Source organism: Tolypothrix sp. VBCCA 56010 (assembly GCF_050875635.1).
Classification (GTDB): domain Bacteria; phylum Cyanobacteriota; class Cyanobacteriia; order Cyanobacteriales; family Nostocaceae; genus Hassallia.
The window spans coordinates 82,597-90,271 of sequence record NZ_JBPAOH010000014.1; the positions used below are offsets into that span (position 1 = coordinate 82,597).

The window sequence follows — 7,675 nt, forward strand, 5'->3', positions numbered from 1 at the left end:
ATTAATTACCTGTTAAAGGACAAGGTGAATGTATGTAAACATTAAAATCCACACCTTGAACACTTGCTGCTCTAACAGCTTTAGCATCGGCTGTAATAGTTATAATGCCCAAGCGATCGCCTGTTCCTAAAATAATAATATCATTCACTCCTAACTTTCGAGTCGGCTGAAGTTTTAAAGCTCTAGGTGAAGGATTATCGTAAATAATAGTGATTCTTTGTAAAAATCTGCTAGCTCTTGCCTGTTCTAACAAGGACGCCAATTTGTTGCACAATAGGTGTAAATTCGTTGAAAGCTGTCTTCCTTCATCACCATTTGTTGCTCTTGTATATATTGTCGCAACAGATAGCGTACAACCGAGCCTTCAGCGATGAAAGCGACAGCGCTTACAGTGTCCAAGTTAACCATTCGCTTTTTTATTTTAACGTCTCACCAAAATTAACTTAATACTATGACGCAAACAATCCAGGCAAAAGATATAAACTTACGCTACTTAATCGATAGATTTGGTATTCAGCTAGTTGACAATGACCAATTCTTCCGCGAGTGGGAAGATAATCTCCCAGAAATAACTGATTTAGATAAACAACTTTTAGACAAAGTAAAAGCGGGTTTTATCAATCTTCGGAATTACCCACCAATGCTAGAAGATATCGTCAGAATGGCGGTACTCGATCCAATTTTATTTATCGCTGACTTCTACATCAATCCTTTTTATGTCAAATCAGAGGAATCTGTTGATATTGTCACAGAAGATGAAGGTGTAATTATCAAAGGAAGAATTGACACCTTAATTTTAAAAGACCAATTTTGGGTGATGGTGATTGAATCCAAAAGAGCATCTTATTCTATTGAAGCAGGATTAGCGCAAATTCTCGCTTATATGTTAGCAAATCCTCATCCGGAAAAACCTAGCTTTGGTATGATTACTACAGGCGGTAGCTTCATTTTCGTCAAATTAGTTAAAGGCGAAATTCCACAGTATGCTCTCTCTGATATCTTTGAAATTCGCAATCGAGGTAATGCTTTGTATGACGTTTGCAGAATCCTTAAACGTCTCAGCCAATTAGTGATTAATGCTTAATATCGCTTTTTTACCGAAATTCAGACTTTCTAGTATGTAGTTATATCGGAAATATTTGGCAAATTTTACGTATATGCAGAACGAAGAAACAATCTGGATCGTCACTGATGATACTCCTCAAATAGCAATTGCTGAAAAAGTGACACGCAAAGTTACTAGAGGAGAAGACTGGGACGACGATGTTCAAAGAGATAGCGGTAGCAGAGGGGTAGGAGATGCTGTTAAAGTTAGCGCGGAAAAATTAGAACAAGAAATGACGCGCTTTTTGCAAGTTTTGGGAAAGGTGTTTAGCCACGCTGAAGCGCAAGCTAAGGGAAACACAGCAATGCAATTAGAGGAAATTGAGTTATCGGTAGAAATCAGCGGTGAAGGAGAAGTTAAGTTACTCGGAAGCGGTGCGAAGGGTGGAGGTAAAAGTGCAATTAAGCTAACTTTTAAACGGAAAGAATCAAATTGATGCTTTTAGTGATTTTATAGCTTGTTTGTAAATTAGTAAGGTGCGTTAACTTAATGTAACGCACCTGATAAGAGAAAGTAAGTATATACTGAGACAATAGAAGGAATATTTTCGGGCTTAAATTTTATATATAAAATAAATATCTCTGATGAACAGTGGAATTACCGTTAAAAAAATCTTGGTTTTGTCAGCAAATCCGAAGGGTACAAAACCACTGCGTCTGGGTGAGGAGATACGTGAAATTAAGGATGGGTTACGACGAGGAAGAGAACGCGAACGATTTATTATAGAGTCTGCGGAAGCAGTGCGCTATAGAGATATTCGTCGAGCTATCTTGGATTATGAGCCACATATTGTCCATTTTTCTGGACATGGTTTAGAAGAGGGTTTAGTTTTTGAGGATGATACAGGACGAGAGAAGCTAGTAGAACCACAAGCATTAGCTGGATTATTTGAGTTGTTCGGGGATCAGGTCGAATGTGTATTGCTCAATGCTTGCTATTCTGAACATCAAGCCAAAGCGATCGCTCAACATATAAATTACGTTATTGGCATGAGTCAGGCGATCGGTGATAAAGCCGCGATTGAATTTGCTGTTGGTTTTTACGATGCTTTGTTAGCTGGAAGAACTGTTGAAATTGCTTATAAATTTGGTCGGAATGCTATTCAAATGGCAAGTATTCCAGAGCATTTGACTCCTCAACTTTTGAAGAAAAGCAAGTTGGGTGAAGAAAATTCAAATACAACTTCGGAGTCTTTACTACCTGGAAACTTCAGTTCTCAGAATGTAGACTACACGCGCTTGGAAGATTTGCTAGCAGCAGGACAGTGGAAACAAGCGGATGAAGAAACTCTCGCTCTTATGCTCAAGGCTGTTGGAAGAGAAAAAGAAGGCTGGCTTGATTACACATCTATCGAAAACTTTCCCTGCATTGATTTACGTACAATTGATCAACTTTGGGTAAAATACAGCCGTGGGCGTTTTGGCTTTAGCGTGCAAAAGGGCATTTGGGAAAGCCTTGGAGGGAAACCGGGTGTATTTAATGAAGAAACTTGGTTTAATTTTGGGGAACGTGTAGGATGGCGAACAACAAGACATCATCAGATTTTGTTTGTTACTTGGAGTTCTAGAGAATGGTCTTATTATTCTCAAATAAACTTTAACCAAAATGCTCCACAAGGACATCTTCCCCGACTATGGGATGAATGGCGAGGTGGGGTTGAGGTTTGCTTGATCGCGTTGAGGCTTGAAATCTGTAATATAAGTTAATCACCGCCTATCATAAATAAAAGAAGTGATGACTTTGGATATCCTAAAATGCTTCCTCTAAAAGAGTTACTTAGACAAGAAATAGATAACCTAAACGAAGAACAACTTAAACAGCTTAGTGATTTTATTGCTTTCCTTAAATTTCGCAGTCGAAATGCTAGTTGGCAAATAGACAAAAATCAGATAGCTGCTATCTACAGTGAATTTGCTGAAGAAGATAGGCAACTAGCTGAAGAAGGATTAGACGAATATACAGAACTTTTGAGACAAGAAGACGTAAAATGACCTTTGAGAGAATTGCTCAAAGCTACAAGTCCGCCTCAGAATAAATTCTGAGGCTCATAGCTGAAGTCAGCTTAAGCTGACTATGTTCAAATACCTATCATTTATTTGGTAGGTTTTGGACTATCATCTTCATGATTATGCCGTTCCAAAGATGAAATTGTAGTCCCATTTGAATGATGTTCCTTCTGATTTTTCACATAATCAACAGCTTGCTCAAGTTGTTTACTTCCTAAAGAAAAAACGCCGTATCCGCGTTGCCAACCAAACGCATCTTGCTCAGAAGAGAGATGATTGAGATAATGAGCGCTACTACCTTTGATTTTTTGGACAAAATCAGAGATAGAAAGTTTAGGGGGAATGGAAGCCACTAAATGAATATGGTTTTCTACACCACCAATTGCATGGATAATGCTACCGAGTTCGTCGGCTTTGCCAATAATATAACTATAAAGTTGGGTTTCGCGATCGCAAGTAATTAACGGCTGACGTTCTTTGGTCGCCCAAATAAGATGATAGTAAAGTCGCCACAGTGCCATGAAAGTAATTTTTTGTTTGCAATGTCCTCCGTTTAGTATTCCCGCGATCGCCATAAGATTAAACTTAAATTGTAATCTTCCAGTCGGCTTAAGCCGACTTTAGCTATTAGCCTGGGAATTCATTCCCAGGTGGGTAGGCTCAACCAAATGCGAAACCACCCAACAATCAAATCAATTCTGCTTCTTCAAAAATTTGCCTGACTGTTAACTCCAAACCAGGAAGCAACGCATCAACAATCGGTGTAGTATCTGTATAAACTTGACTTGAATCAGCCGAGAAAAACACTTTAATATTTATCGCTTCCGGATTTACAATCCAAACTCGTGAAACTCCAGCCGCAAAATAATTCTTCGCTTTGTCTTCAAATTCCTTCATGGTTTGGTCTGGAGAGATAATTTCAATTACCAATTCCGGAATTGCTGGACAAGCTTCATTACGTTTCCAGCTTTTAGGCAATCGTTCATAAGAAATATACGTCACATCCGGTAAAGGTGCCCAATCTTTACCCCGACGCTTTAATAAAATAGCCCATTCTGCAACGACTCTACCTTTACCTTTGCACCATATATCTATAAGGATTAATAAAGCTCTTTGTAAAGTCGAATGAAAATATTTTGGTGACACTTTTGCTACTGCATAACCATCAACAAACTCATAGTTTATATCGCTTTCGGTAAGCGCCAGAAATTCTTCCAAGGTGAGTTGTTTTTCTCTGCTTACCTTAACCATGAGATGGTTCCTCGCAAGTTGAAAAACTTAAGTTGTTCCAGCCGAATTTAAACTTTCTTCCGCTTCTACTTCCACCTTCTGCCCAATTTTTGGTTCAGTACCAGCAAGCAAACGCTCAATATTAGCGCGATGTCGCAAAATCACATACAATCCACCCGCTACAGCAAACAAAATGTAGGGTAACGGTTGATGCAAAAGTGTCATGAAAATAGGAACAGCTACAGCACCCACAATTGAACTCAAAGATACAATCCGCGATATCGCAATTACAACCGCAAATACCCCCGCTGTAGCCAAACCAATCTGCCAATTCATCGCCAATAAAATACCTAAGCTGATAGCAACTGACTTACCACCAGTAAACCCTAAAAAAATCGATTTACTGTGTCCTAATATCGCTGCTAACCCAACTAAAATTACTATCCACGGTTCCCACAAATTCGCATCTACCGTTGGGGGGATAAAGTTTTGTAAAGGCGTATAGTTAAATAATGAGTAAGCCAGAGCGATCGCTAATACTCCCTTTAAAGCATCAATCAGTAAAACGATCGCTCCCGGTACTTTACCTAAAGTTCTTAACACATTAGTTGCCCCAGTTGAACCAGAACCAACTTCACGAATATCAATACCTTTCAACTGCTTAACTGCGATGTAACCAGTGGGAAACGAACCCAGCAGATAAGCTACAATCACAATCGCTCCGCACAAAGTCAACCAAATAGCCATAAATAGTTAGGAATGGGTAATAGATAATAGGTAATGGGGCATGGGGCATGGGGCATGGGGCATGGGGCATGGAAGAATCGTATTTATTTACCCTCATAGCGCATCACCGAACTTCTTTAATTCCCAATTCCCAATGCCCAATGCCCAATTCCCGATTACCCATTACCTATTATTAATAGTCATCATCATAATTTCGCATCATTTTCGGGTCAGGAGCAAACGCTAACCAAAGAGGAAATTGTAACAATCCTAAACTAATTTGCTCCTCAGAATCGTCAATTATGATTAAGGGTAGTTGATTTGCTTTTGTCAAGCGATCGGCTTTTTGCGCTAGCGCTTCGGCTGTTTCAAACAATACCACACCTCTGTCGGGTCCAAAATCTGGGCGACCGATTCCTAGGCAGTCTTGCAAACCGCGCCGCCAGTCACCTAAACGCTCTGGTGTATTTGCTAATACCAAAGTCCGGAGGCGATCGCCATACAATTTGTGTAATATCGAAATCACCGCTGAGGAAATCAGAATATTTTGCAATCGGCTATTCATCGTCCGCAAAGCACCGCGTCCCCCTTGGCTGAAAAACCAGTTAGAAACTCGTTCGGCATGTACCGGTTCAAAAGTGCGGCGCAGTTGCCAAGCCGGTCCATAATAATCTGGTTTGGTACGGTATTGGTCAATTAAGCGGCGAATTTGCTTTGTGGTATCTAGAAACTGTTGTTGGGCAAATTGAGGCGTTCCTGGGTCAATATCTACTGATTTAGCTTCTTTTATAGGTACTTTTTCTCGTTCTCTAACAGTGGGCATTAATTGCAACTGTTCTGCTGCTGCTGCCAAATCTTGTAAACTACCAGTGAGATAATCTTTAAAACCCTGTACCCGGATTGCCAAATCTTGAGAAGCACCCGCAAAAGTGGTTCGCATTTCGTTGCGGATGCGTTCTTGACGCCTTTCCAATTGTTCTACAGAAATTTGTAGCGTTTGTTTGCGCTGTTCTAATTGCGTCAAAGCTTCTTGCACTACTTTTCCCATAGTTATTTGGGTATCACTCACTTGCGCTTGAAGAGTTTTGTAAGAAGTTTGCAAGTTAGCTATTTCTTCTTTGAGCGCTTGTTCAGTACGTTGTAACTCTGCTACTCGTTGCGCTGCTTCTTCTATAAGTGAATTATCTTTTGATGCTTCTATTTCTGACTTTAGCGCGGTAGCTGCGGATGAATTTTCTGTTGGTTCAACAGTAAGAATTTGCGCTTGCGGTGCAGGCAAATCAAAATTTGAGTTTGATTGTGTTTGGGTTATCTGACTTTGTGTTTGAGTTTCACCCACTAACTCAACAGGTGAGTTTTCTGTTGGGTCAACTACTGGGCTTTGTTCTTGTTTTTCCATTAATGACTCATTAATAGGTTCTGGAGTTTGAGATTCCTCTGGGTTCATAAACAATAGTGCAATATATAGATAGCTAAAAGTGAAATATTACAATTCACTTGCGATCGCAGTCATGAGTTAAAAGTCAATAGTCTTGAGTCAAGAATCAAAATATTGACTTTTTCACTAGAAACTTTGGACTGTGGACTCTTGACTCAAATACGCGGACAACGTTCTTCCAGACAAGTTTTCAGGGTGTTGGGGTCAAATATAATCGGCAAAAAGTGAATACTTTTGACTTCTTTAAAGTAAAACAATATAGGAACCCCATTCCAAAAGATACGCCAATTTTGCCATTCCTGGTAAGGAAAGCGGCGAATTAATTTTTCACCTCTGTAAATATCTAAGTCTGTAGCGGTAAATTGCAAACGCAGAGTTACTGCTTGAAACATGAGAAACAAGCCAAAAAGGGCGATCGCACCTCCGACTATCGGTTGCACCAAAAGCAGTGGAATGGCAGCAATAACCAACACTACGGGTATATTGTAACTAGGCTTGAGTTCTACGGTTGATGCCGCGTTAGAAGCATAGGTTCTGGTCATAGTCTCAAATCCTGCGTTCCTCAATGTAGATATTATTCCTATTTTAGAAGTTAGGAGGCGCGGAGTTATAGTCTGAAACCTCATCCATGTTGAAAACTGGAGTTTTTCTGTGAAAACATATTACTAAGAGTAAGTGCGTGTAGTAGAGAACAAAACAGGGATGCTCAAAGTAAAATGCGCGAGCCTGTGGGTGAAAAATCACCTTGAAGAAGAGATGAGGAAAAACTACGGGTTTTAACGTACACAGGTTTAAAGACTTTATTGTGCGTGTACACGGCAGGGAAAGCTGCTAGGCTTGTCGATTGTCTGAGATCATCTAGATACGCCCGTTTAATTGGATAGGAGTAGTTATGAGAAAATTTCGGGTTTTGGATGCCGTGCATTACTTGGTAGTGGGTATGTGGCTAGGTTTTTCCAGTCTTGATGGGGCGACTGCTCAGATCCCCTCATTAACATTACCTCTGAAGCTTGCCCAAAGCCAGCAGCAGCGTAGCAACACTCCCCGTCCCAACTCAGACTCAGAAAGTATTGCAGAACTTTAATCATTTTATATTCGTTTCTAGTCAAATATATCAATTTAGCTGACGATACAGGTTCACAATTATTTTTATGAACTTGATTGACATGA

General features: G+C 40.0%; 13 protein-coding genes. 6 read left to right on the forward strand and 7 right to left on the reverse strand.

Annotation, left to right across the window (positions count from 1 at the left end; all coding sequences use genetic code 11):
• Position 1: 1 nt before the first annotated feature.
• Both AABK37_RS07385 and AABK37_RS07390 read right to left on the reverse strand, forming a co-directional pair.
• Entirely contained in the window at positions 2–262 is a 261-nt protein-coding gene (locus tag AABK37_RS07385; protein ID WP_432550936.1) for a DUF1308 domain-containing protein, read from the reverse strand.
• Positions 247–408, reverse strand: a complete 162-nt coding sequence (locus AABK37_RS07390) for a hypothetical protein (RefSeq protein ID WP_432550937.1) — start codon at positions 406–408, stop codon at positions 247–249. The genes AABK37_RS07385 and AABK37_RS07390 overlap by 16 nt, the downstream gene beginning before the upstream one ends.
• A gap of 43 nt (positions 409–451) precedes the next feature.
• Here AABK37_RS07390 and AABK37_RS07395 point away from each other — a divergent pair, with 43 nt between their 5' ends.
• The 4 genes from AABK37_RS07395 (at position 452) to AABK37_RS07410 (ending at position 3,096) form a co-directional block, all read left to right on the forward strand.
• On the forward strand, positions 452–1,084 hold the full coding sequence (locus AABK37_RS07395; protein WP_432550938.1) for a restriction endonuclease subunit R: 633 nt from the start codon (positions 452–454) through the stop codon (positions 1,082–1,084).
• A 73-nt stretch (positions 1,085–1,157) separates the two neighbouring features.
• On the forward strand, positions 1,158–1,541 hold the full coding sequence (locus AABK37_RS07400) for a Pepco domain-containing protein (RefSeq protein ID WP_432550939.1): 384 nt from the start codon (positions 1,158–1,160) through the stop codon (positions 1,539–1,541).
• Positions 1,542–1,689: 148 nt separating this feature from the next.
• Positions 1,690–2,811, forward strand: coding sequence for a GUN4 domain-containing protein (locus AABK37_RS07405; protein ID WP_432550940.1), 1,122 nt, complete (start codon positions 1,690–1,692; stop codon positions 2,809–2,811).
• A gap of 48 nt (positions 2,812–2,859) precedes the next feature.
• Positions 2,860–3,096 (forward strand): hypothetical protein, encoded by a 237-nt coding sequence (locus AABK37_RS07410; RefSeq protein ID WP_432550941.1) that lies wholly within the window; start codon positions 2,860–2,862, stop codon positions 3,094–3,096.
• A gap of 101 nt (positions 3,097–3,197) precedes the next feature.
• On the opposite strand, the gene tnpA is transcribed toward AABK37_RS07410, so the two are convergent.
• The 3 genes from tnpA to plsY form a co-directional block, all read right to left on the reverse strand.
• Entirely contained in the window at positions 3,198–3,632 is a 435-nt protein-coding gene (gene tnpA, locus AABK37_RS07415) for an IS200/IS605 family transposase (RefSeq protein ID WP_432550953.1), read from the reverse strand.
• Between the two features lie 166 nt (positions 3,633–3,798).
• Complete coding sequence (locus AABK37_RS07420; protein WP_432550942.1) at positions 3,799–4,362, reverse strand: Uma2 family endonuclease; 564 nt, start codon at positions 4,360–4,362, stop codon at positions 3,799–3,801.
• 27 nt (positions 4,363–4,389) lie between these two features.
• Positions 4,390–5,088, reverse strand: coding sequence for a glycerol-3-phosphate 1-O-acyltransferase PlsY (gene plsY, locus AABK37_RS07425; RefSeq protein ID WP_432550943.1), 699 nt, complete (start codon positions 5,086–5,088; stop codon positions 4,390–4,392).
• Between the two features lie 47 nt (positions 5,089–5,135).
• Between plsY and AABK37_RS07430 the strand changes: the two genes are divergently transcribed.
• A complete protein-coding gene (locus AABK37_RS07430) occupies positions 5,136–5,264 on the forward strand; it encodes a hypothetical protein (protein ID WP_432550944.1) in 129 nt (42 codons plus the stop codon).
• On the opposite strand, the gene AABK37_RS07435 is transcribed toward AABK37_RS07430, so the two are convergent.
• Together AABK37_RS07435 and AABK37_RS07440 are read right to left on the reverse strand one after the other, a co-directional pair.
• Positions 5,261–6,514 (reverse strand): DUF3086 domain-containing protein, encoded by a 1,254-nt coding sequence (locus AABK37_RS07435; RefSeq protein WP_432550945.1) that lies wholly within the window; start codon positions 6,512–6,514, stop codon positions 5,261–5,263. The genes AABK37_RS07430 and AABK37_RS07435 overlap by 4 nt on opposite strands.
• A gap of 146 nt (positions 6,515–6,660) precedes the next feature.
• Entirely contained in the window at positions 6,661–7,047 is a 387-nt protein-coding gene (locus AABK37_RS07440; RefSeq protein ID WP_432550946.1) for a DUF3119 family protein, read from the reverse strand.
• Between the two features lie 350 nt (positions 7,048–7,397).
• Between AABK37_RS07440 and AABK37_RS07445 the strand changes: the two genes are divergently transcribed.
• Positions 7,398–7,589: a hypothetical protein gene (locus tag AABK37_RS07445; protein ID WP_432550947.1), complete on the forward strand. Its 192-nt coding sequence runs from the start codon at positions 7,398–7,400 to the stop codon at positions 7,587–7,589.
• Positions 7,590–7,675: the final 86 nt, after the last annotated feature.